The organism is Modestobacter lacusdianchii, assembly GCF_054177765.1.
Map to the genome: position 1 here is coordinate 66,016 of NZ_JBJJTJ010000005.1, position 20,793 is coordinate 86,808.

The 20,793-nt window shown below is 75.3% G+C and carries 28 protein-coding genes and 2 riboswitches; of the genes, 22 read left to right on the top strand and 6 right to left on the bottom strand.

The window, feature by feature from the left end:
- Positions 1-59: 59 nt before the first annotated feature.
- Genes ACJTNH_RS05000 through ACJTNH_RS05010 form a run of 3 tightly spaced genes read left to right on the top strand, consistent with a single transcriptional unit; the run spans position 60 to position 1,289 of the window.
- The gene (locus ACJTNH_RS05000; protein WP_458173225.1) at positions 60-290 is read left to right on the top strand and encodes a PTS transporter subunit EIIB; all 231 of its coding nucleotides are present in this window, start codon (positions 60-62) and stop codon (positions 288-290) included.
- The gene (locus ACJTNH_RS05005) at positions 287-763 is read left to right on the top strand and encodes a PTS sugar transporter subunit IIA (RefSeq protein WP_458173227.1); all 477 of its coding nucleotides are present in this window, start codon (positions 287-289) and stop codon (positions 761-763) included. The genes ACJTNH_RS05000 and ACJTNH_RS05005 overlap by 4 nt, the downstream gene beginning before the upstream one ends.
- Positions 764-779: 16 nt before the next feature.
- Positions 780-1,289, top strand: a complete 510-nt coding sequence (locus ACJTNH_RS05010; RefSeq protein WP_458173229.1) for a PaaI family thioesterase — start codon at positions 780-782, stop codon at positions 1,287-1,289.
- Between the two features lie 88 nt (positions 1,290-1,377).
- Here ACJTNH_RS05010 and ACJTNH_RS05015 read toward each other — a convergent pair whose 3' ends face one another.
- A complete protein-coding gene (locus ACJTNH_RS05015; RefSeq protein WP_458173231.1) occupies positions 1,378-1,890 on the bottom strand; it encodes a VOC family protein in 513 nt (170 codons plus the stop codon).
- Positions 1,891-1,983: 93 nt separating this feature from the next.
- On the opposite strand from ACJTNH_RS05015, the gene ACJTNH_RS05020 reads away from it, so the two are divergent.
- The gene (locus ACJTNH_RS05020) at positions 1,984-2,781 is read left to right on the top strand and encodes a Mut7-C RNAse domain-containing protein (RefSeq protein WP_458173233.1); all 798 of its coding nucleotides are present in this window, start codon (positions 1,984-1,986) and stop codon (positions 2,779-2,781) included.
- Here ACJTNH_RS05020 and ACJTNH_RS05025 read toward each other — a convergent pair.
- Entirely contained in the window at positions 2,738-3,316 is a 579-nt protein-coding gene (locus ACJTNH_RS05025; RefSeq protein WP_458173235.1) for an ATP-dependent Clp protease proteolytic subunit, read from the bottom strand. The genes ACJTNH_RS05020 and ACJTNH_RS05025 overlap by 44 nt on opposite strands.
- A 171-nt stretch (positions 3,317-3,487) precedes the next feature.
- Between ACJTNH_RS05025 and ACJTNH_RS05030 the strand changes: the two genes are divergently transcribed.
- From ACJTNH_RS05030 to ACJTNH_RS05045, 4 genes are all read left to right on the top strand, one after another.
- The gene (locus tag ACJTNH_RS05030) at positions 3,488-4,096 is read left to right on the top strand and encodes a GNAT family N-acetyltransferase (protein ID WP_458173237.1); all 609 of its coding nucleotides are present in this window, start codon (positions 3,488-3,490) and stop codon (positions 4,094-4,096) included.
- A gap of 240 nt (positions 4,097-4,336) precedes the next feature.
- The gene (locus tag ACJTNH_RS05035) at positions 4,337-5,629 is read left to right on the top strand and encodes an Nramp family divalent metal transporter (RefSeq protein ID WP_458173239.1); all 1,293 of its coding nucleotides are present in this window, start codon (positions 4,337-4,339) and stop codon (positions 5,627-5,629) included.
- A 24-nt stretch (positions 5,630-5,653) separates the two neighbouring features.
- The gene (locus ACJTNH_RS05040) at positions 5,654-6,352 is read left to right on the top strand and encodes a hypothetical protein (protein ID WP_458173241.1); all 699 of its coding nucleotides are present in this window, start codon (positions 5,654-5,656) and stop codon (positions 6,350-6,352) included.
- A 94-nt stretch (positions 6,353-6,446) separates the two neighbouring features.
- A complete protein-coding gene (locus ACJTNH_RS05045; RefSeq protein WP_458173243.1) occupies positions 6,447-7,001 on the top strand; it encodes a dihydrofolate reductase family protein in 555 nt (184 codons plus the stop codon).
- A 47-nt stretch (positions 7,002-7,048) separates the two neighbouring features.
- Here the strand turns inward: ACJTNH_RS05045 and ACJTNH_RS05050 are convergent, their stop codons facing one another.
- Positions 7,049-7,465 carry a hypothetical protein gene (locus ACJTNH_RS05050; protein ID WP_458173245.1) on the bottom strand — a complete coding sequence of 139 codons (417 nt, stop codon included), beginning with the start codon at positions 7,463-7,465 and terminating at the stop codon, positions 7,049-7,051.
- A 104-nt stretch (positions 7,466-7,569) separates the two neighbouring features.
- On the opposite strand from ACJTNH_RS05050, the gene ACJTNH_RS05055 reads away from it, so the two are divergent.
- Together ACJTNH_RS05055 and ACJTNH_RS05060 are read left to right on the top strand one after the other, a co-directional pair.
- Entirely contained in the window at positions 7,570-8,364 is a 795-nt protein-coding gene (locus tag ACJTNH_RS05055; RefSeq protein ID WP_458173247.1) for an SDR family NAD(P)-dependent oxidoreductase, read from the top strand.
- A gap of 47 nt (positions 8,365-8,411) precedes the next feature.
- The gene (locus ACJTNH_RS05060; RefSeq protein WP_458173249.1) at positions 8,412-9,608 is read left to right on the top strand and encodes an IS30 family transposase; all 1,197 of its coding nucleotides are present in this window, start codon (positions 8,412-8,414) and stop codon (positions 9,606-9,608) included.
- Positions 9,609-9,706: 98 nt separating this feature from the next.
- On the opposite strand, the gene fabG is transcribed toward ACJTNH_RS05060, so the two are convergent.
- Entirely contained in the window at positions 9,707-10,462 is a 756-nt protein-coding gene (fabG, locus tag ACJTNH_RS05065) for a 3-oxoacyl-ACP reductase FabG (RefSeq protein WP_458173251.1), read from the bottom strand.
- A 108-nt stretch (positions 10,463-10,570) separates the two neighbouring features.
- Positions 10,571-10,673: riboswitch (TPP riboswitch) on the top strand.
- On the opposite strand from fabG, the gene ACJTNH_RS05070 reads away from it, so the two are divergent.
- The 3 genes from ACJTNH_RS05070 to ACJTNH_RS05080 all read left to right on the top strand — a co-directional run bounded on the left by ACJTNH_RS05070 (position 10,672) and on the right by ACJTNH_RS05080 (position 13,537).
- Entirely contained in the window at positions 10,672-11,286 is a 615-nt protein-coding gene (locus ACJTNH_RS05070; RefSeq protein ID WP_458173253.1) for an ECF transporter S component, read from the top strand. It overlaps the preceding riboswitch by 2 nt.
- Complete coding sequence (locus ACJTNH_RS05075; RefSeq protein ID WP_458173255.1) at positions 11,286-12,773, top strand: ABC transporter ATP-binding protein; 1,488 nt, start codon at positions 11,286-11,288, stop codon at positions 12,771-12,773. The genes ACJTNH_RS05070 and ACJTNH_RS05075 overlap by 1 nt, the downstream gene beginning before the upstream one ends.
- The gene (locus ACJTNH_RS05080) at positions 12,770-13,537 is read left to right on the top strand and encodes an energy-coupling factor transporter transmembrane component T family protein (RefSeq protein WP_458173257.1); all 768 of its coding nucleotides are present in this window, start codon (positions 12,770-12,772) and stop codon (positions 13,535-13,537) included. Before ACJTNH_RS05075 ends, ACJTNH_RS05080 begins: the two co-directional genes overlap by 4 nt.
- Before the next feature lie 135 nt (positions 13,538-13,672).
- Here ACJTNH_RS05080 and ACJTNH_RS05085 read toward each other — a convergent pair whose 3' ends face one another.
- Together ACJTNH_RS05085 and ACJTNH_RS05090 are read right to left on the bottom strand one after the other, a co-directional pair.
- Positions 13,673-14,281 (bottom strand): TenA family protein, encoded by a 609-nt coding sequence (locus tag ACJTNH_RS05085; RefSeq protein WP_458173259.1) that lies wholly within the window; start codon positions 14,279-14,281, stop codon positions 13,673-13,675.
- Entirely contained in the window at positions 14,278-14,868 is a 591-nt protein-coding gene (locus ACJTNH_RS05090) for a thiaminase II/PqqC family protein (protein ID WP_458173261.1), read from the bottom strand. Before ACJTNH_RS05090 ends, ACJTNH_RS05085 begins: the two co-directional genes overlap by 4 nt.
- Before the next feature lie 44 nt (positions 14,869-14,912).
- A riboswitch (TPP riboswitch) is annotated at positions 14,913-15,023 on the top strand.
- Between ACJTNH_RS05090 and ACJTNH_RS05095 the strand changes: the two genes are divergently transcribed.
- From ACJTNH_RS05095 to ACJTNH_RS05135, 9 genes are all read left to right on the top strand, one after another.
- Complete coding sequence (locus ACJTNH_RS05095) at positions 15,014-16,354, top strand: purine-cytosine permease family protein (protein ID WP_458173263.1); 1,341 nt, start codon at positions 15,014-15,016, stop codon at positions 16,352-16,354. (Overlaps the previous riboswitch by 10 nt.)
- A complete protein-coding gene (gene thiE, locus ACJTNH_RS05100; RefSeq protein ID WP_458173265.1) occupies positions 16,351-16,965 on the top strand; it encodes a thiamine phosphate synthase in 615 nt (204 codons plus the stop codon). Before ACJTNH_RS05095 ends, thiE begins: the two co-directional genes overlap by 4 nt.
- Entirely contained in the window at positions 16,962-17,630 is a 669-nt protein-coding gene (locus tag ACJTNH_RS05105; RefSeq protein ID WP_458173267.1) for an FAD-dependent oxidoreductase, read from the top strand. Before thiE ends, ACJTNH_RS05105 begins: the two co-directional genes overlap by 4 nt.
- On the top strand, positions 17,627-18,073 hold the full coding sequence (locus ACJTNH_RS05110) for an FAD-dependent oxidoreductase (protein WP_458173269.1): 447 nt from the start codon (positions 17,627-17,629) through the stop codon (positions 18,071-18,073). Before ACJTNH_RS05105 ends, ACJTNH_RS05110 begins: the two co-directional genes overlap by 4 nt.
- Positions 18,070-18,276 carry a sulfur carrier protein ThiS gene (gene thiS / locus ACJTNH_RS05115; RefSeq protein ID WP_458173271.1) on the top strand — a complete coding sequence of 69 codons (207 nt, stop codon included), beginning with the start codon at positions 18,070-18,072 and terminating at the stop codon, positions 18,274-18,276. The genes ACJTNH_RS05110 and thiS overlap by 4 nt, the downstream gene beginning before the upstream one ends.
- Positions 18,277-18,411: 135 nt before the next feature.
- Positions 18,412-19,200 (top strand): thiazole synthase, encoded by a 789-nt coding sequence (locus ACJTNH_RS05120; protein WP_458173462.1) that lies wholly within the window; start codon positions 18,412-18,414, stop codon positions 19,198-19,200.
- On the top strand, positions 19,197-19,763 hold the full coding sequence (locus tag ACJTNH_RS05125; RefSeq protein ID WP_458173273.1) for a thiamine phosphate synthase: 567 nt from the start codon (positions 19,197-19,199) through the stop codon (positions 19,761-19,763). Before ACJTNH_RS05120 ends, ACJTNH_RS05125 begins: the two co-directional genes overlap by 4 nt.
- 19 nt (positions 19,764-19,782) lie before the next feature.
- Complete coding sequence (locus ACJTNH_RS05130; protein ID WP_458173275.1) at positions 19,783-20,106, top strand: DMT family transporter; 324 nt, start codon at positions 19,783-19,785, stop codon at positions 20,104-20,106.
- Positions 20,107-20,348: 242 nt separating this feature from the next.
- Entirely contained in the window at positions 20,349-20,789 is a 441-nt protein-coding gene (locus tag ACJTNH_RS05135; protein WP_458173277.1) for an ATP-binding protein, read from the top strand.
- The last annotated feature ends 4 nt before the right edge of the window (positions 20,790-20,793 follow it).

The following is a 20,793-nucleotide window of genomic DNA, read 5'->3' on the forward strand; positions in this document are numbered from 1 at the left end:
TTTCCTGGAGCGCTCGCAGGCACCGGATGCGACCCCCGGGTCGCCGAGAGGAGACCTCCATGGGCAAGGCCGAGCAGATCGTCGCCGGACTGGGCGGGGCAGCCAACATCGAGGACGTCGAGGGCTGCATCACCCGGCTGCGCACCGAGGTCAAGGACCCGTCCCTGGTCGACCAGACCGCGCTCAAGCGCGCCGGCGCCCACGGCGTGCTGGTCGCCGGGACGATCGTCCAGGTCGTCGTCGGGCCGGAGGCGGACTCGCTGGCCGACGACGTCAACGACCTGCTGTGACCGAGGCGGCCCTGCGCGTCGCGGCGCCGCTGGCCGGCACCGTCGTCCCGATGGCCGACGTCCCCGACCCGGTGTTCGCCGCGTCGCTGGTCGGCGCGGGCGTCGCGGTGGAGCCGGCACCGGACGCCGGCTCGGTGGAGGTGCTCGCCCCGGTGACCGGGCGGCTGCTCAAGGTGCACCCGCACGCGTTCATCGTGCTGACCCCGGCGGGCCGGGGCGTGCTGGTGCACGTCGGGCTGGACACGGTGAAGCTGGCCGGTGCGCCGTTCACGCTGCACGCCGCGGAGGGCGACGAGGTCGCCGTCGGCGACCGGGTCGTGACCGTGGACGTCGCCGCGGTGCGGGCGGCCGGCCTCTCGCCGGTCAGCCCGGTCGTGGTCATGGACGCCGCCGCGGAGACCGTGCCGCCGGTGTCCGCGGGCCGCGCCGTGGTCGCCGGCGACCCGCTGTTCGACTGGCCCGCGCAGGGCTGAGCGCTACCGTCCGGCCGTGACCGATCGCGAACGCAGCTTCACCTGGGGCGACCCGATGCAGACCGCCACGGCCGCCCGCTCCGCCGCCGGGGTCGACGTGCTGCGCGCGGTGGTGGCCGGCGAGCTGCCCGGGCCGCCGATCGCCGCGACGATGGGCTTCGACCTGGTCGAGGTGGACGAGGGCCGGGTGGTCTTCGCGTTCGAGCCGGCCGAGTACCACTACAACCCGATCGGCTCGGTGCACGGCGGCGTCTACGCGACCCTGCTGGACTCCGCCGCCGGCTGCGCGGTGCACTCGATGCTCCCCGCCGGCGTCGGCTACACCAGCCTCGACCTGACGGTGAAGTTCCTCCGGGCGATCACCCTGGACACCGGCCGGGTGACCTGCGTGGGCACGGTGACCCACCTCGGCGGCCGAACGGCCCTGGCCGAGGCGAAGCTGCTCGACGCGACCGGCCGCCTGCTGGGCACGGCGGTGAGCAGCATCCTGCTCATCCGCCCCCAGCCCGGCGCGGCGGTCGGCTGACGCACAGCGACTGCGCAGTTCCGGTCGCCGCGCGCGGCGTGTCGCACCGTGTCGGCCACCGGAACTGCCCACTCGACGAGCGGGGTCGTCAGGCGGGGACGCTCACGCCGAGGCCGCCCTTCGTCTGCGCGCCGTAGCGGGCGATCTCGGCGTCCAGGTCCAGCGGGCGGGTGGTGGCGCCCAGCGCCTGGACGTCGGGGGTGATGAGGTCGGCCGGCAGCAGCCAGGAGACCTCGAACTCGATGCCGTCGGGGTCCTGGGCGTAGAGCGCCTTCGTGGTGGCGTGGTCGGAGGCACCGGCCAGGGCGCCGGCGTCGGCCAGCGCGCTCCGGATCCGGGCGAGCTCGGCGAGCGTGTCGACCTCCCAGGCCAGGTGGTAGAGCCCCACGGTGCTGCGGCCCGCACCCGACGGCCCGGCCTGCGCACCCACCGCGAACAGGCCCAGGTCGTGGTCGTTGGTCGACCCCTCGGCCTGCAGGAACACCGCCCGGCCAGGCATCTCGACCGTCACCCGGAAGCCGAGGACGTCGCGGTAGAAGGCGGCACTGCGGTCGACGTCGCGGACGAAGAGGACGGCGTGGTTGAGGCGCTGGACGGGCACGGCTGGGCTCCTGGGACTCGGTGGGCCTCCAGTCTGCGCGTCGGTACATGAATGTTCAAGCATCTGCCGGACCCGGCGGGGTACCGACCCGGCATGGACGCCGCACACCGAGCCACGGACGACGGTCCGGCCCCGGCGGGGCGCACCGTCGTCGTCCGGCTGGCCCCGGACCTGCGGTGGCTGTTGCCCCCGCGGTACCGCACCGGCGGCGAGCGCGCCCTCCCGTTCGACCCGGGCGCCACGGTCGGGCACCTGGTACAGGCGGCCGGGGTGCCGCTGACCGAGGTGGGCCGGGTGCTGGTCGACGGGGCCGCCGTCGACCTGGCCGCCCGCACCGCCCCCGGCGCCGTCCTGGTGGTGACGCCGGCCGGCCGACCGCAGCCGGTGCCCACCGGCGGGTTCCTGCTGGACGTCGGCCTCGGCGGGCTGGCCCGCCGGCTGCGGCTGCTCGGTCTGGACGCCGCCTGGCGCAACGACGCCACCGACCCCGAGCTGGTGGCGCAGGCGGTGGCCGAGGACCGGGTGCTGCTCACCCAGGACCGCGGACTGCTCATGCGCCGGGCACTGCCGCACGGGGCGCTGGTCCGCGGCAGCGGCACCGACGCCCAGCTGGCCGACGTGCTGGACCGGTTCGTCACGGCACCCGCCCCGCTGACCCGGTGCACCGCCTGCAACGGCGAGCTGGCACCGGTGCCGAAGACTGAGGTCGCCGACCAGCTGGAGCCGGGCACCCGCCGCACCGTCGAGGAGTTCTCCCGGTGCACCCGGTGCGGGCGGGTCTACTGGCGCGGCGCCCACGCCGCCCGGATCGACGAGCTCGTCGCCGGGGCCCCGGCCACCGCGCCGGTCACCCCGGCAGGGCCGACGCGTCGCGGAGCACGTGGTCGATGAGGCCGTACTCCCGGGCCTCGGTCGCGGTGAACCAGCGGTCCCGGTCGGCGTCGCGCTCCACCTGCTCCACGGGCTGCCCGGAGTGGTGCGCCTGCAGCTCGTTGAGCTGACGCTTGAGCCGCCCGAGCATCTCGGCCTGGATGCCGATGTCGGCCGCGGTGCCGCCCAGGCCGGCGGAGGGTTGGTGCATCATCACCCGCGCGTGCGGCAGGGCGTACCGCTTGCCCGGCGTGCCGGCGGTGAGCAGGAACTGCCCCATCGACGCGGCCATGCCCATCGCGTAGGTCGCCACGTCGCAGTCGACGAACTGCATGGTGTCGTAGACGGCCATCCCACCGCCCACCGCACCACCGGGTGAGTTGATGTAGAGGTGGATGTCGCGGGTCGGGTCCTCGGCGGAGAGCAGCAGCATCTGCGCGGCGAGCTGATTGGCGATCGCGTCGTCCACCTCCCGGCCGAGGAAGACGATCCGCTCGCTCAGCAGCCGGTCGTAGACCGCGTCGCCGAGGGTGCCGGGGGTGGCTGGACTGGTCATCGGTGCTCTCCTGTCGCCGTCGGGCTGGACGACGCCCACTCAAGTGCGCAGCGACCGGGAATGGCGACACGGAATGGCTGATTGCGCAGTCCGCGCAATTGTTGTGCTCCTGGCGAATGGCGGTTGACAGCTCCCCCGGCCGTCGGCGGTGCCGCGTGGTCTGATCCTCGGGTGACCGAGCTCCCCGTCGTCCGGCAGGCCACCCGCGCCGACGTCCCCCGGCTGGCCGCCACCCTGGCCGCCGCCTACCCCGACTACCGCTGGACGTCCTGGGCCCTGCCCGAGGACGGCCGCACCCAGCGACTCTCCCGCTGGGCCGAACTGTGGGGTGCACTGGTGCCGGTGCTCGCCGGGACGGCGTGGGTGACCGACGACGTGAACGCCGCCGCCGCCTGGGTCGCCCCCGACGCCGGGGAGCACGCCGCCGACCTGCAGGCGGTGATCGACCGCGACCTGCCCCGGGTGTTCGGCGCCCGCCAGCCGGTGGTGCTGGCCAGCGAGCGGCTGGGCGCCCTCGGCCGGCCGGACGAGCCGCACTGGTGGCTGCACGCCGTCGGCACCCGCCCGGCCGCCCGGCACCAGGGGCTGGGGGCGGCGGTGCTGCAGCCGGTGATCGAGCGGTGCGACGCCGACGGGGTGCCGGCCGCGGCGACGGTCTACACCTCCACCGTCGTCCGCTGGCTGCAGCGGTCGGGCTTCGCCGTCACCCACTCCACCCGGACGGCGGTCGACCACGAGCTGCCGATCTGGACCCTGGTCCGCCAGCCCAAACGCCCCTGACCGGGCTCCCCGCACCGAGCCCCCGGGGCTCTCGGTACGGGCAGCTCGGCACTTTCGGTACCGAAAGCGCGGCGCTTTTGGTACCGAAAGCGCGGCGCTTTTGGTACCGAAAGCCCCCCGGGGGGCGGGAGGCAGGTGAGGCTGACCTGACCCCCGGGGGCCACAGGTCGGCCCGGTTGGCCCCCGCGGGTCGGGCAGGACAGGAGCGACCGCCCCGCCCCAGCCCCCCGCGAGGTCCCCGTGTACCTGTCGAAGACCGAGGCCGCCGTCCTCACCAGCACGCTGCCGCGCACCCTCCCCCGGCCGACACCCCCGAAGACGAAGCGGCGGCTGTGGCCGCTGCTCGGGCCGGCGTTCGTCGCCGCGGTCGCCTACGTCGACCCGGGCAACTTCGCGACGAACTTCTCCGGCGGCGCCTCGTTCGGCTACACCCTGCTGTGGGTGATCGTCGCGGCCAACCTGATGGCGATGCTCATCCAGACGCTCACCGCCAAGCTGGGGCTGGCGACCGGGCGCGACCTGGCCACCTGCTGCCGCGAGCGGCTCCCCCGAACGGTCACCTGGGGGCTGTGGGCGCAGGCCGAGGCGGTGGCCATCGCCACGGACCTGGCCGAGATCGTCGGCGGGGCGGTCGCGCTGAACCTGCTGTTCGGGGTGCCGCTGTGGATGGGCGGGATCATCACCGCGGTCGTCGCGTTCGTCCTGCTGGCCGCCCAGTCGCGGGGGTTCCGGCCGTTCGAGCGGGTGATCACCGGGCTGCTGCTGGTCATCGGCGGCGGCTTCGTCTACACGCTCATCGGCGCCGGCGTCGACCCCGGCGGCGTCGCCTCGGGCATGGTGCCCAGCTTCGCCGGCACCGACAGCCTGCTGCTGGCCACCGGCATCCTGGGCGCCACGGTCATGCCGCACGTCATCTACGTGCACTCCGCGCTGACCCCGGGCCGGTACGGCGACACGATCACCGCCGGCAAGACCCACACCGGACGGCGGAGCCTGCTGCGCGCCCAGCGGATCGACGTCTTCATCGCGATGGGGCTGGCCGGGCTGGTCAACGCCGCGATGCTGGTGATCGCCGCCCAGCTGTTCACCGCCGGCGACGGCATCGAGTCGCTGGAGAGCGTGCACGCCGGCCTGGGCGACCAGCTCGGCAGCGGCGCGGCGCTGGCCTTCGCCGTCGCGCTGCTCGCCGCCGGGTTCGCCAGCTCCTCGGTCGGCACCCACGCCGGCCAGGTGGTGATGGCCGGGTTCCTGCGCAAGCACATCCCGGTGCTGGTCCGCCGGCTGATCACCCTGGCCCCGGCGCTGCTGGTGCTGGGCCTGGGTGGTGACCCGACGACGGCGCTGGTCTGGTCGCAGGTGGTGCTGTGCTTCGGCATCCCGTTCGCGCTGGTGCCGCTGCTCTGGCTGACCTCCCGGAAGGACCTGATGGGCGGCTGGGTCAACCGCCGGGTCACCACGCTCGCCGGGTCGGTCGTCGCCGCGCTGATCATCAGCCTGAACGGCTACCTGCTGGTGAGCACCTTCCTCGGCTGACCCCCGGCCGGGCAGGATGCCGGCATGCACCCGAAGGAGCCGGTCGACTGGGCGCCGGGGCTGGCCATCCTGGGCGACGTGAGCCCGGCGGCGTGGATCGAGGCCGCGCTGCGGCCGTCGTCCGCGCCCTGGACGGTGACCTCCCTCGTCCCGCCGGTCTTCGAGGCGTACGCCCGGGTGCTGCCGCCCAGCTACGAGGACCAGGACGCCGAGCCGCGGCACCGGTGGCCGGAGATCGCCGCCGCCACCGGGGTTCCCCTGACCGCCGAGACCCGCTTCGACGACCTGGTGGCCGGCTCCGACCGTTGGGGCCGACCGTGCGACGGCGGCCTGGACGCCCGGGAGACCGCGGCCCTCGCCCGCGTGCTCGGCGCGTCCACCGGGACGCCGGCGGATGCGTACTTCTGCCTCTGGGAGGGCTTCGGACTCGAGGAGACGGAGGCCTGGGCCGACCGGCCGATGCGCGTGGAGATCCCGCACCGGGCGTTCCACCTGCTCACCGGCCCGGTCGCCGCCGCGCCGGTGCTGCCCGCCGAGGTGCCGTGGCGGTGCGCGAGCCTGTGGTGGCCGGCGGACCGGGCCTGGCTGGTCGCCACCGAGATCGACGGCTACCTCACCTACGTCGGTGGCAGCCGTGCCGCGATCGACGCCGTCCTGGCCGACCCGGACCTCGACGCGGTGGCCGTGACCCCCTCGACCCCACTGGACCCCAGCTACGGCTGAGCACCGGCCCACCGATGAGGAACGGCGCCGGACGCCGTCCCAGGTACGACACCACCGCCGCCGGCACCGCCGGCCGACGCACGAGGAGCACCCCATGGGCGCGATCAAGGTCCACGAGTTCACCACCGTCGACGGGGTGGTCGACGCCCCGATGTGGACGATGGACTACGGCTTCCCCGACGACCTGGCCGCCTCCATCGGCTCGCTGACCGGCTCGTCGACCGGCATCCTGCTCGGCCGCCAGACCTTCGAGATGTTCGCCCCGGCCTGGTCGACCCGCACGGTGGAGGACGACGAGGGCGCCCCGTTCTTCAACGACACCCGCAAGTACGTGGTCAGCTCGACGATGACCGACGCCGAGTCGGTCTGGCGGAACTCGACGGTGGTCGGCGGGTACTCGGCCGACCGGATCCGGGCGCTGAAGGACGAGGTGGACGGCGACCTCTACGTCAGCGGCAGCGCCACGCTGGTGCGCGCGATGCTCGCCGACGGGCTGGTCGACGAGCTGCACCTCTACGTCTACCCGCTCGCCGTGGGCACCGGCATCCGCCTCTTCCCCGAGGGCACGTCCCAGCCACTGGCCCTGCTCGGCGCGGAGACCCTCTCCAAGGGGGTCGCCCACCTCACCTACGGCCCGCCCCTCACCTGACCCCCGCCCGGTGGGGCCCAAAGTCCCGACTTTGGCCCCCTCCGGGCTCAGGGCGGTGGGGCCTCGCCGACCTCGGCGAACAGCGGGACGGCGCTGAGTCCCGCCACCGCCTGCTCGGCACCACCGGCCGGGTCGGCGACCGCGGGCGGCACCAGCACCTCGACGCCGTCACCCTCCGGCCGGGCGTTCGCGGTGGCGATGACGCCCGGGTGCTCCCGGAGCAGCCGCTGCGCCTCCGCCCGCAGGTCACCGGGGCGGAAGGCGGTCTGCTGCACCGTCACCTCGCAGCCGGGGTCGGCCAGCACGGCCTGCACCGGCGCCGGCAGCTCGCCGTACCAGCGCACGGTGAGCCGCTTCCGGTCGAGGCTGATCCCGGGGGTGCCGAAGTCCGGCGAGTCCCCGGCCGCCGCGCTCAGCCGCTCGAGCAGGTCGTAGATCGCGGTCGGGCCACCCGGGTAGGCCACAAACTCACCGTGCCCCAGCCGCGGCGCCGGCCCGGCGGACGGTTTCCTCGACCCCTTCGACCCACTGCGCGCTGCCATGCCCGCCATCATCCAGGCTGTCGGGCATGGAGATCTCCGGAGCACGGATCTGGGTCACCGGCGCCTCGACCGGCATCGGCGCGGCGCTGGCCAGGGAACTGGCCGACCGCGGGGCCCGGGTGGCGATCAGCGCCCGCAACACCGAGCAGCTCGCCGAGGTCGCCGGAGGCCGGATGGTCGTCGTCCCGGTCGACGTCACCGACCGGGCGGCCACCGTGGCGGCCGGCGAGCGGGTGCGACAGGCGCTGGGCGGGCTGGACGTCGCGGTGCTGAACGCCGGCACCTGGTCGTCGTTCCACGTGGAACCGTGGGACTCGCAGCTGTTCGCCGACCACCTGCAGGTCAACGTGATGGGCGCGGTGCACACCATGGAGGCCGTCGTCCCGCAGATGCTGGCCGCGGGGCGGGGCCGGGTCGTCGGGGTGGCCTCGGTCGCCGGGTACCGCGGCCTGCCTGGTTCGGAGGCCTACAACGCGGGCAAGGCGGCGCTGATCAGCCTGCTGGAGAGCCTGCGCGGGTCACTGGCCCCGCGGGGCGTCGTCGTCCAGACCGTCAACCCGGGGTTCGTGACCACCCGGATGACCGACCGCAACCGGTTCCCGATGCCGTTCAAGGTCGAAGCCGACGTCGCCGCGCGCACCATCGCCGACGGCATCGCCAGGGACAAGGCCGAGGTCGTCTTCCCGGTGCCGATGATGGTCGCGATGAAGCTGGCCCGGCTGCTCCCGGTGCGGGTGTGGACCCGGCTCACCGCCGAGCTCGCCCGCCGCGGCGTGACCAAGAGGCCCGACGACGAGCCACCGCCGTCCGTCCAGCATTGATCAGGTGACCCGGTGTCAGGGGGTCGTTGCATCACCCCAGCTGAGGGGTGGCATGGGTGGCTGTGACACGGGCGAATGAGCGGGTGTTCTGGGCGGGGATCGCGCAGGGGCTGCCGACGGCGGCAGCCGCTGCGCGGGCCTGGGTCAGTGGGCAGCGCGGTCGGCGGTGGTTCCGGGAAGCTGGTGGCGTGCCACCGCTGGATGTCCATGAGCCCTCGGGCCGGTTCCTGTCCCTGAGCGAGCGGGAGGAGATCGCCGTCGGGCTGGCCGCTGGCCAGTCCGCGCGCCAAATCGCCGCCCGGCTGGGGCGAGCCTCGACCACGGTCAGCCGCGAGCTGGCGCTGTGGGAGCAAGCCCACCCGGGGCGGCCCTACCGGGCGGTGCCGGCCCAGACCGACGCCGAGGCCCGCGGAGCCCGACCCAAGCCCTTCAAGCTGGCCCACGAGCCGCTGCGGGAGCGGGTGCAGGCCGATCTGGAACGCAGGTACTCACCGCGGCAGATCGCGATGCGCCTGGCCATCGAGTTCCCCGACGAACCGGCGATGCGCCCCTCGCACGAGGCCATCTACCAGGCCCTCTACATCCAGGGCCGGGGGCTGCTGCGCCGGGAGCTTGCTACCTGCCTGCGTACCGGGCGGGCGATCCGCCGGCCCCGACACCGCGTGGATGGACGCTCCGATCCAGACCGCCGCATCCCGGGGAAGATCATGATCAGTGAGCGGCCCGCCGAGGTCGACGACCGAGCAGTGCCCGGGCACTGGGAAGGCGACCTGATCGCCGGAGCGGCCAACAAGTCCTACATCGGCACCTTGGTCGAGCGCACCACCCGCTTCTGCCTGCTGCTGCACCTACCCGGCCGCAAGGTCGACCCACTGGCCCTGCAAGAAGCCATCGTGACCGCCATCGGGCAGCTCCCCAAGCACCTGCGCCTGTCCCTGACCTGGGACCAGGGCCTGGAGATGCGCCGGCACGCCGAGATCACCCTCGCCGCCGACCTGCCCATCTACTTCTGCGACCCGCACTCACCCTGGCAACGCGGCAGCAACGAGAACACCAACGGACTGCTCCGCCAGTACTTCCCCAAAGGCACCGACCTCTCGGTGCACACCCCCACCGACCTGGCGGTGGTCGCCGCCGAACTCAACGGACGACCCCGCCAGACCCTCGGCTGGAGAACCCCCGCCGAAGCACTCAACGACCTACTCTCACCACCTCAACCAACCGGTGATGCAACGACCACCTGAACCCACCTGACCTGATCAATGACTGTCCCCCTGCACCAACGCTGGTGCAGGGGGACAGTTGGTGATCAGGGGACCTGATCAGTGCTGGGGGCCCGACGTCAGTCGCGGGGGCCGCCGGCGACGTAGATGACCTGGCCGGAGACGAAGCCGGCGCCCTCGCTGCACAGGAACGACGCGGTGTGCGCGATGTCCTCGGGCTGGCCGACCCGGGCGACCGGGATCTGCTTGGCGGCCATCTCCTTGAACTGCTCGAACGGCACGCCCACCCGCTCGGCGGTCTGCGCGGTCATCTCGGTCTCGATGAAGCCGGGGGCGATCGCGTTGGCGGTCACGTTGTACCGGCCCAGCTCGATGGCGAGGGTCTTGGTGAAGCCCTGCATGCCGGCCTTGGCCGCGGAGTAGTTGACCTGGCCGCGGTTGCCCAGCGCCGAGACGCTGGAGAGGTTCACGATCCGGCCGAACTCGGCCTCGACCATGTGCTTCTGCGCGGCCTTGCTCATCAGGAACGCACCCCGCAGGTGCACGCCCATGACGGCGTCCCAGTCGTCGACGCTCATCTTGAACAGCAGGTTGTCCCGGGTGATGCCGGCGTTGTTGACCAGCACCGTCGGGGCGCCCAGCTCGGCGGCGACCCGCTCGACCGCGGCGTTCACCGACGCCTCGTCGGCGACGTTGGCACCGACGGCGAGCGCCTCGCCACCGGCCTTCTGGATCTCCTCGACCGTGCCCGCGCAGGCGCCCTCGTCCAGGTCCAGGACGGCGACGGCCATCCCGTCCTGGGCGAACCGCCGTGCGATGGCCGCGCCGATCCCGCGCGCCGCTCCCGTGATGATCGCCGTCCGCTGCTGTGCCACTGCGTCTCCTCGTCGAGTCGTCAGCGGGCCACCGGCCCGCCGTGCTGCCGTCCTGCCTATCACCAGCCCACCGTGGCCGCGCACCCGACCGGGCTAGGCTTGCCCGCACACACACGACAGGGGAGCGCCTCGGCGCTGAGAGTGCGGGCAACCGCAGACCCTCGAACCTGATCCGGGTCATGCCGGCGCAGGGAGTCTGGAGGAGCACCATGGCCGAACAGGCCGTCCGTCCGTCCGATGCTGCCCAGGGTGAGCCGCGCCGCGGCTGGCGCACCGTCGACATCGTCGTCACCGCCGTGCTGGGCGTCGCGTTCGGCGTCGTCTTCTGGGCCTGGGGCCTGCTGTGGGCCGCCACCGGCCCGGCCTTCGGCGCCTTCCCGCCGGGTCAGGCCTTCATGTACGGCGTCTGGCTGCTGCCCGCCGTCCTCGCCCCGCTGGTCGTGCGCAAGCCCGGTGCCGCGCTGTTCGCCGAGCTGATCGCCGGCATCGTCTCCGCGCTGCTGGGATCGGCCTGGGGCTCGCTGGTGATCGTCTACGGCCTGCTGCAGGGCCTGGCCGGTGAGCTGGGCTTCGCCGCCTTCGGCTGGCGCCGGTACAGCTGGCCGCAGGCGCTGCTGGCCGCCGCGCTCGCCGGGGCCACCGCAGCGGGGCTGGACCTCTACAACTACTACCCGGACTGGACGCCGGGCTGGATGACCACCTACACCGCGCTCATCGTGGTGAGCACCGTGGTCATCGCCGGGCTCGGCGGCATGGCGCTCACCCGGGCGCTGGCCGCCAGCGGCGCGCTGTCGTCGTTCGCCTCCGGCCGGACCCGGGTCTGATGAAGGACCCCGTCCCTCCCCACGACGCGCTCCGCGCGCCGCGGGTCCCTGGGACGGGGCCGAACGAGCACGGCGGGGTCGGGCCGGCCGCCGTCCGGATCGACGGGTTCGGCTTCCGGCACGCCAGCCGGCGCGCCTGGGCGGTGCGGGACGTCGACCTGCGGGTGGAGCCCGGGCAGCGGGTGCTGCTGACCGGCGCGTCCGGGGCGGGCAAGTCGACGCTGCTGCGCGCACTCGGCGGGCTGCTGGACCCGGAGTCCGGCGACGTCGCCGGTGAGCTGACCGTGGACGGCGCCGTGCCCGACCGGCGGCGCCGGCCGGTCGGGGTGGTGTTCCAGGACCCGGACTCCCAGCTGGTGATGACCCGCGCCGGGGACGACGTGGCCTTCGGCCTGGAGAACACCGGGACGCCGCCGCCGCTGATCTGGCCCGCGGTCGACACCGCCCTGGACGCCGTCGGCTTCGGCCTCGGCCGCGAACAGGCCACCGCGGCGCTGTCCGGCGGGCAGAAGCAGCGGCTGGTGCTGGCCGGCGCGCTGGCGCCCCGGCCGGGTCTGCTGCTGCTCGACGAGCCGACCGCGCAGCTCGACCCGGACGGCGCGGCGCTGGTGCGGGCGGCCGTGACCCGGGCGGTGGCCGACCGGTCGGCGACGCTGGTGGTGGTCGACCACGACGTCGAGGCGTGGCTGCCGCTGGTCGACCGGGTGGTGGAGCTGCTGCCCGGCTGTGGCGCGGTGGAGCACCCGCCCGGTTGGCGACCGGCGCCGCTGCAGCTGCCGGCGCGGCAGGTGCACTCCCCCGGCGAGCTGCTGCTGGCCACCGAGGCGGCGGGCTTCACGCACCGGGGCAGCACGCGACCCGCGCTGGCGGCGACCGACGTCGTCCTGCCGGCCGGCCGCACGCTGGCGGTGACCGGACCGAACGGCACCGGCAAGTCGACGCTGGCGCTGCTGCTGGCCGGGCTGCGGGCGCCCAGCACCGGCCGGGTCGTCGCCTCCCCCGCGCTGACCGCCGGGCTGCGCCGTCCGGTCCTGCCCCCGCACCGCTGGCCGGCGGCGGAGCTGGCGAACCGGATCGGCACGGTGTTCCAGCAGCCCGAGCACCAGTTCCTCACCGGGCGGGTGCGCGACGAGCTGTCGCTGGGGCCGCTGCGCTCCGGGGCGGGGGCCGCGCAGGCGCGCGCCACCGCCGAGGAGCTGCTGGAGCGGCTGGGGCTGGCCGCGCTCGCCGACGCCAACCCGTTCACCCTCTCCGGCGGGCAGCAGCGCCGGCTGTCGGTGGCGACCGCGCTGGCCACCGCGCCCCGGGTGCTGGTGCTCGACGAGCCGACCTTCGGGCAGGACCGGGAGACCTGGGCCGAGCTGGTGGCACTGCTGGCCGAGCAGCAGGACGGCGACCGGGCGCTGTGCCTGGTCACCCACGACGCCGCCGTGGTCACCGCGCTCGCCGACGACGTGCTGACCCTCGGCGCCCCGGTGCCCGCATGAGCGTCCCGCTCGCCCTGGGGCCGGCCCGCCCGGTGCCGCTGTCGGCGGTGAACCCGGTGGCCCAGCTGACCGCGATCGTGGTCGTCACCGCCGTCCTGCTGGTCAGCGGTGACCTGGTGACGCCGGCCGTGCTGCTGGCCGTGGAGCTGGCGCTGCTGCCCGCCGCCGGGCTGACCCGGCCGGGCGACGTGCTGCGCCGCACCTGGCCGTTGCTGCTCAGCGCGGCCGGGGTGGCCTGGGTGAACGTCGCCTTCGGCTCCCTGGACGGCGCGGAGGCCTGGCTGAGCGGGGCGACCTGGGCGCTGCGGGTGGTGGCGCTCGCGCTGCCCGGCATCCTGCTGGTCGCCTCCACCGACCCGGTGCGGCTGGCCGACGCGCTGACCCTGCACTGGCGGGTGTCCACCCGGTTCGCCTACGGGGCGCTGGCCGCGCTGCGGCTGGTGCCGCTGCTGGCCGCGGAGTGGGAGACCATCCGGCTGGCCCGCCGGGCCCGCGGGGTCGACGGCGGCCGCAACCCGGGAGCGCACGTGCGGCTGCTGGCCAGCACCGCGTTCGGCCTGCTGGTCGGGGCGATCCGGCGGGGCAGCCGGCTGGCCACCGCGATGGACGCCCGCGGCTTCGACTCCGGCATCGCCCGCACCAACGCCCGCGGCTCGCGGCTGCGCCCGCTGGACGCCTGGGTGGTGGTCGCCGCCGTGGCCGTCTGCGCGGTCGCGGTCACCGCCAGCGTGCTCACCGGCGCCTGGTCCCCCGCCCTGTCCTGACGGGCCGGGTCGACGCCGACCGGCGGCGCTGGTCCGCGCGTCCCCCGCCCGGCCATGTCGGCCGACATGGCCGTCGAACGGGTCCGACGGGTGGCCATGTCGGCCGACATGGCCGCCACGGCGGCGAGCCGGAGGTCAGAGGGCGGCGTCGAAGAACGCCACCTCCAGCTGCATCGCGCGGCGGTAGGCGTGCCGCACCGGGCGGGTGTCGGGGGCGGTGGCGTCCAGCAGCCGCTCCAGGGTGACCGCGAGGTCCTCGAAGCCCGGGTCGGCGTACGTGGTGATCCACTCGGTGTAGGGGGTGGCCGCCGTGCCGGCCAGCGACTGCCCGAGGTGGGCGTAGAGCCGCATGCACGGTGTCATCGCCGCGCAGGTCAGGCCCACCCCGCCCAGCGAGGCGGTGGCCAGCAGGAAGTCGGTGTAGGCCGAGGTCGCCGGCAGCGGCGCGACGGCGGTCAGGTCGATGCCCCAGCGGGCCGCGTAGGAGCCGTGCAGCCGCAGCTCCTCGCGCACCCCGGCGAGCAGGTCGGCGAAGGTGTCCAGCGCGGCCCGGTCCGGGCTGTGCGCCACCCCGAGCGCGTAGCCGCGGGCGAAGGACTCCAGGAAGAACGCGTCCTGGGCGACGTAGCCGGCGAACCGCTCGGTCGGCAGCGTGCCGTCGGCGATGCCCTGCACGAACGGGTGCGCCAGGGCCGCGGCGGCCAGGTCGGCGTTCTCCGCCCAGAGGTCGGCGGCGAGGCTCACGCGTCCACCGCCATCTGCCAGAACGCCGTCTCGGCGGCGACGACCTCGAGGAAGAGCGCGTCGTCCGCGCCACCGGCCGCGTCGGCCGCCTCCTCCAGGCCGGTGACGTAGCCGGCGAAGGCCGGCACGGTCCAGTGCTCGACGAACTCCCGGTAGGCCGGGGCGCCGGGGGCGGCGGCCGACCAGGCGTCGAGGTAGGTGCGCTCGATCGTCCACAGCGCGGTCAGCGCGGTGGGCACGCCGGCGCCGTCCAGCCGGTCCAGCAGCTCGGCGTAGGCGGCGGTGGCCGGCAGCGCCGGGGCGGTGAGGTCGAGCCCGCGGGCGGCGGCCTGCTGCTCGAACCAGGCCAGCTCCTCGACCAGCGCTCCGGCGCCGCCGGCCAGCACGGCCTGGGCCGGGCGCGGTGCCCGGGCCAGCAGCCGGGCCTGGAAGCGCAGCAGGTCGGCGACGAAGCGGGCGTCCTGCACCAGCCAGGTGTCGAACGCGGCCGGCGGCAGCGACCCGTCGCGCACCGCCTGCAGGAAGGGGTGCGCGGTGGCCCCGCGCCAGGCATCGGGATGACGTCGGAGCAGTTCGGCGACCGGCACGGCGCGGACTCTACGAGGTGGCTAGGGTGGCGCACGTCGTGGCCGATGCCACGTGCGGGAGCTCGGAGAACCGGGCTGAGAGGGCGGCTGACCTGCCGCCGACCGCTGGAACCTGACCGGGTAATGCCGGCGTAGGGAGCTGTCGATGAGCACGTCCGACGTCATCCGCCCGTCCGCCACCGCGGAGGCACCGCTCACCCTGGGCGAGCCACCCGCCCGCACCCTGGGCTTCCGGGACGCCCTGGGCCTGTGGGGCAACCTGGGCATCAGCCTGCTGCTGCCGGTGGCCGCCGTCTTCGTCGTCCTGCCCGACCGGCCGCTGGCGGTGACCCTCGGCGCCGTCGTCGTCGGTGCGGTGATCGGCGCGCTGCTGCTCGGCGGCGCCGCCGGCATCGGGGCCCGGGAGGGCGTGCCGGCGATGGTGCTGCTGCGCGGCCTGCTCGGCCGGCACGCCTCCTGGCTGCCCACCGCGCTGAACCTGGTGCAGTGCATCGGCTGGGCGACCTTCGAGATCGTGATCATCGCCGAGGCCGCCTCGCGGGTGCTCGACGCGCCGCGCTGGCCGTTCGTGCTGCTGGCCGGTGTGCTGGCCACCGCGATGGCGCTGCGCCCGCTCGGCGTCGTCCGGGTGCTGTCCCGGTACGCGGTGTGGGCGGCGCTGGCCGCGATCGTCTACCTGTACGTGGAGGTGCTCCGCGAGCCGCTGCCGGAGCTCACCACCGGCAACGCCACCTCGTTCTGGACGGCGACCGACATCGTCATCGCCCTGCCGATCTCCTGGTTCCCGCTGGCCGCCGACTACACCCGGCACGTGCGCAGCGGCCGGTCCGCCGCAACCGGCGCGGCGCTGGGCTACGGCCTGGCCACGGTGGCGATGTTCACCCTCGGCGTGCTGGCGCTGGCCGCCTACGGCAGCGCCGGCCTGGACGTCGTCGACGCGCTGCTGGCCGTGCCGCTGGGCGCGCTGGCCGTGCTGGTGCTGGTGGTCGTCGAGCTGGACGAGGCCTTCGCCAACCTCTACTCGACCGCCGTCTCGGCGCAGAACGTCGTCGCCCGGATCGACCGGCGGGTCGCCGCGGTCGTCGTCGGCACCGTCGCCACGCTGCTGGCGCTCAGCTTCGACATCGCCGCCTACGAGCCGTTCCTCTTCCTGATCGGCGCGGTCTTCGTGCCGCTGATCGGGGTCCTCCTGGTCGCCTACGCGCTGCGCACCCGGGCCTGGGACACCTCCGACACCGCGCCCGCCCGGCTGTCGCTGCTGCTCCCGTGGCTCGCCGGGTTCGTCGCCTACCAGCTGACCCTGCCGACGTACTTCGGCGGCCCGGGCGCCGGCTGGACCGCCTGGTGGACCCAGCGCCAGCTCGACCTGGGCATCGACCCGGCCAACGGCTGGTCGGCCTCGCTGGTGAGCCTCGCCGTCGCGGCGGTGCTGACCATGCTGCTGGTGCTGCCCGCCCGGCTGCGGGTCCGGCGGACGGCGGCGTGAGGCCCCTCGGCGGGCTGCACGTGCTCACGGACGCCGCCGGCGGGCCGCGCGCGCTGGCCGCCGTGGCCGCGGCGGTGGCCGCCGGTGCGCCGGTGGTGCAGGTGCGGGCCAAGGGCTGCACCGACCGGGTGCTGCACGACTTCGCCCGCGCGGTGGTCGAGATCTGCCGGCCGGCGGGCGTCACCTGCCTGGTCAACGACCGGGTGGACGTCGCCCTGGCGGTGGGCGCCGACGGCACGCACCTCGGTGAGCACGACCTGCCGCTGGCCGCCGCCCGGCGGGTCGCCGGCCCCGGGCACCTGCTCGGCGGCACCGCCCGCGACCCGGAGCGGGCCCGGTTGCTGGTCGCCGAGGGCGCGGACTACCTCGGCGTCGGCCCGGCGTTCGCCACCACCACCAAGACCGGGCTGCCCGACCCGATCGGGCCGGCCGGGGTGGCCGCGGTGGCGGCGGCGGTGCCGGTGCCGGTGGTCGCCATCGGCGGGGTCACCGCCGCGCGGGTCGGCGAGCTGCTGGCCGCCGGGGCCGCCGGCGTCGCGGTGGTCGGTGCGGTCTCCACCGCCGCAGACCCCGGTGCGGCGACCGGTGAGCTGCTGCGGGCGCTGCGATGACCGACGTGGCGGTGGCCGGGGGTGGCCTGATCGGGCTGGCGGTCGCGTGGCGGGCGGCGCAGCGGGGGATGTCGGTCACCGTGGTCGACGACGCCCCGGGCACCGGCGCCTCCGAGGCCGCCGCCGGGATGCTCGCGCCGGTCACCGAGGCCGCCTACGGCGAGGAGGCGCTGCTGCGGCTGTGCCTGGCGTCGGTGCAGCGCTGGCCGGCCTTCGCCGCCGAGCTGGAGGCCGCGAGCGGGACGCCGGTCGGGCTGCGCACCGCCGGCACCCTGGTGGTCGGCTTCGACGCCGACGACGTCGCCGCCCTGGGCGCGCTGCACGCCTACCAGTGCGAACTCGGGCTCACCGCCGAGCGGCTGACCCCCTCGGCCACCCGCCGCCGGGAACCAGCGCTCACCCCGCGGCTGCGCGGCGGGCTGGCCGTGGACGGTGACCACTCGGTCGACGGCCGGGCACTGCACCGCGCGCTGCTGGCCGCCGCGCAGGCCGCCGGCGTGCGGGTGGTGCCCCAGCGGGTCGCCGAGCTGCTGGTCGAGGGCGGCCGGGCCGCGGGTCTGCGGCTCGCCGACGGCTCGGTCGTGGCCGCGGACGCCGTCGTCCTGGCCCTGGGGCGCGCAGCGGTGGGCTGCCGGGCGTGCCGCCGCTGCCGGTCCGCCCGGTGAAGGGGCAGGTCCTGCGGCTGGCCGGCGCGGCTGGGCTGCTCGGTGGCACGGTGCGCGCGCTGGTCCGCGGCAGGCACGTCTACCTGGTGCCCTACGGCGAGGGCCGGCTGGTGGTCGGCGCGACCACCGAGGACCGCGGCTTCGACGCCACCGTCACCGCCGGCGGCGTGCACGACCTGCTGCACGACGCGATGGAGGTCGTGCCCGGGGTCAGCGAGCTGGAGCTGGTCGAGACCCTGGCCCGCTGGCGCCCCGGCACCCCGGACAACGCCCCGCTGCTCGGGCCCGGCGGCCTGCCCGGGCTGGTGCTGGCCACCGGCCACCACCGCAACGGCGTGCTGCTCACCCCGGTCACCGGTGACGTCGTCGCCGGACTGCTGGCCGACGGCGCGCTGCCCGAGCTCGCCGCCCCGTTCACCGCCGAGAGGTTCACCCACCGATGACCGTCCCGATCACCGTCAACGGAACCCCCGCCGACTTCCCGGCCGGCACCACCGTCGCCGGGCTGGTCGCCGAGCGCAGCGGCGGGCACGACCGGGTCGCGGTCGCCCGCAACGGCGACGTCGTCCCGCGCAGCAGCTGGGCCACCACCGAGCTCTCCCCCGGCGACCGCCTCGAGGTGCTCGCCCCGACCGCAGGAGGCTGAATGTCGAAGGACCCCCTTGCCCCCCTCGAAGGACCTCGTCCGCCTCATCCCTCACAAGCTCGGGACGAAGCCTCACGGGCTCGCGGCGGGCCCCTGCACGGGGGCCTGCAGGAGAGCGGGCCCCTGCAGGACGGCCTGCATCAAGAGGAGGCGACCGACCCGTTCACCATCGCCGGGCAGCCCTTCACCTCGCGCCTGGTGCTCGGCACCGGCGGCCTGCCCAGCCTCGAGGTGCTGGAGCGGGTGGTCCGGGCCTCGGGCAGCCAGCTGGTCACCGTCGCCCTGCGCCGGGTGGAGGCGGTGCCCGGCGGGTCGATGCTCGAGGTGCTGGAGCGCTGCGGCGTCCGGCTGCTGCCCAACACCGCCGGGTGCCGGACCGCCCGGGAGGCGGTGCTCGCCGCCCGGCTGGGCCGGGAGGCCTTCGGCACCGACTGGGTGAAGCTGGAGGTCATCGGCGACGAGGTGACACTGCTGCCGGACGCCGTCGAGCTGGTGGACGCCGCCGAGCAGCTGGTCGCCGAGGGGTTCACCGTGCTGCCGTACACCACCGACGACCCGGTGCTCGGCCGGCGGCTGGCCGACATCGGGTGCGCCGCGGTGATGCCGCTGGGCTCGCCGATCGGCAGCGGGCTGGGCATCCGCAACCCGCACTCGATCGCGCTGCTGCGCGAGGCGGTCGACGTGCCGGTGGTGCTCGACGCCGGCATCGGCACCGCCTCCGACGCCGCGCTGGCGATGGAGCTGGGCTGTGACGCGGTGCTGCTGGCCTCGGCGGTGACCCGCGCCCGCGACCCCGAGCGGATGGCGCTGGCCATGCGGCAGGCGGTGGAGGGCGGGCGGCTGGCCCATGGCGCCGGGCGGATCCCGCGCCGCTGGCACGCCCAGGCCTCCACCGCGATGCAGGGGCGCCCGGAGCTGGGATGACCCTGCCGCGGCTGCTGGTGCTCACCGACCGCACCCGGTGCCGGGGCAGCCTGGTCGACACCGTGGCCGCCGCGGTCGTCGCCGGCGCCCGGGCGGTGGTGCTGCGGGAGAAGGACCTGCCCGGGCCCGAGCGCGACGCCCTGGCCGACCGGCTGCGGGCCCTGCTCGACCCGGTCGGCGGGGTGCTGGTGCGCGCCGGGAGCGGCGCCGCCGACGCCGTCCACCTGGCCGCGCACGACCCGTTCCCCGCGCCGCGTCCCCGGCTGGTCGGCCGGTCCTGCCACTCCGCGGCAGAGCTGACCCGGGCGCGCGCCGAGGGCTGCGACTGGGCCTTCCTGTCCCCGGTGTTCCCGACGCCCTCCAAGCCCGGGTACGGCCCAGCGCTGGGCCCGGCCGGGCTGGCCGCGCTCGCGCCGCTGGGCCCACCGGTGTACGCCCTCGGCGGGATCGGCCCCGAGGAGGTCGCCGGCTGCCTGGCCGCCGGTGCCTCCGGGGTCGCGGTGATGGGCGCGGTGATGCGCGACCCGGCCTCGGTGCGCGACCTGCTCACCGCTGTGGGCTGAGCCGGGCACGATCGGGGCCGTGGCCTACCTCCTGCTCGCCTGCGCGATCGTCACCGAGGTCGTCGCGACCTCGCTGCTCCCCCGCACCGCCGGGTTCACCGTGCTGCTGCCCAGCCTGGCCGTGCTGGCCGGCTACGCGCTCTCCTTCGTGCTGCTCGCCCAGGTGGTCAGGACGGTCCCGGTCGGGGTGGCCTACGCCATCTGGTCCGCCACCGGCACCGCTGCGGTGGCCGCGATCGGTGCGGTCTTCCTCGGTCAGTCGCTCACCGGCTGGCAGGTGGGCGGACTGGCCCTGGTGGTCGGGGGGGTCGTGCTGCTCCAGCTGGGCGGCAGCGCGCACTGAACCCGCCCCGCCGCCACATGACGTCACCGTGACATCGGGGGTTCCCGCCGCCCGGCGACCCTGCCGATGTCCTACGGTGCCGGGGGAACAGCGGCCGCCGTGCCGACGCGCCGTCCGGCTGGCACCCCGGCAGGAATCAGGTGAGGTGACTCACACGACGTGTCGGGTTTCAGTGGTGTGCCACAGGGCCAAGACAGGGGTTCGTCGTCGAGCAACTGACGGCCAGGACGCGAGGAGATCGAGTGACGGGCGAGTCGGCCGGCCTGGCATGGCCGTCGTCGCCACCTCCGCCCGCCGAGGCCGGCTGGTCGTGGGACCTCACCTCGGTGGCCGAGCTGCCCCGCGTGCGAGCCCAGCTCCGACGTGGCCTGGCGGCCGAGTCCCGCGGCGACCAGGAGGCCGCCGACCTGGACGAGGCCGTCGTCCTGGCCTTCGACGAGATGGCCTCCAACGCCCTGCGGCACGGGGGTGGCGGCGTCCGCGCCCGGGTGCAGCGCACCCCGGACGCGTGGCTGATCGAGGTGCGTGACTCCGCGGCCACCCGGCCCCCGGCGCCGGCCGTGGGCCGTGACCCGAGCCAGGGCGGCCTGGGCCTCTACCTGATCGCCGAGATGGCCGACGCGCACGGCTGGCACCTCACCGACGGCCAGAAGAGCGTCTGGGCGCTGCTCCCCCGCCGCTGAGCAC